Raw genomic sequence first — 678 nt, 5'->3', positions numbered from 1 at the left:
CACGTAGATGAAGACAGCTATAAGGTGCGGGTACGTCGCCGGGGTAGCGATCCCAAAAAATATTGCGGGGCTTTCGATCAAAGACCGCCAGAGACTGCCTGCTGTACGGGGACTCGTCCATGCAAAATCAAAAAGCGTGACGCACACCAGTGAAAGGAGCACAACGAGAAATGGGCGCGAAACCTTTTGCCCATTTCCAAGCACCAGATCCGTAAACCAGAATCCTATCCATTTCCAAATCAACCTGAAGCGATCGAATCCTTTGTATTTGCTGCGGTAATAGGACTCTCCAGAAAAAGACGCTTTGTACAGGTATCGCCGCGTCGCGGCGAGCTCCACCGAAAATGCCTTGTCAGAGGCTTCTTTTTCGCCAAGCGACTCATAGTTTTTCCGCAGTTTCCGAGCGAAATCAAGCGTTAGGTTGTCATAGCCGGGGCAATTCGTGCTCAGGACTTTCGGCGGAATTTCAGTTCGTTCAAAGACGGCGTATTCAAACTTGCAGCCTTCGAACGTTGCTCCGCGAAAGTTCGATGCGATGAAACGGCACCCAGTGAAGTCACAATTATTGAATACACAGTTCCGAAAGTAGCATGTATCAACAATCGTGTATCGGAAGTCGACATTGTCGAACCGAATACCCTTCCCAGATACTCGAACAAGTCGATACATCTGAAAATC

General features: G+C 49.0%; 1 protein-coding gene. It reads right to left on the bottom strand.

Annotation, left to right across the window (positions count from 1 at the left end; all coding sequences use genetic code 11):
- A partial coding sequence (locus H1B37_RS33025; RefSeq protein WP_182871524.1) for a pentapeptide repeat-containing protein occupies positions 1 to 678 on the bottom strand: 678 nt, incomplete at both ends.

The sequence above is a fragment of the Stieleria mannarensis genome (genome assembly GCF_014154935.1).
Classification (GTDB): domain Bacteria; phylum Planctomycetota; class Planctomycetia; order Pirellulales; family Pirellulaceae; genus Stieleria; species Stieleria mannarensis.
The sequence above is the reverse complement of the archived record's forward strand: the minus strand, read 5'-3'. Positions and strand labels throughout refer to the sequence as shown.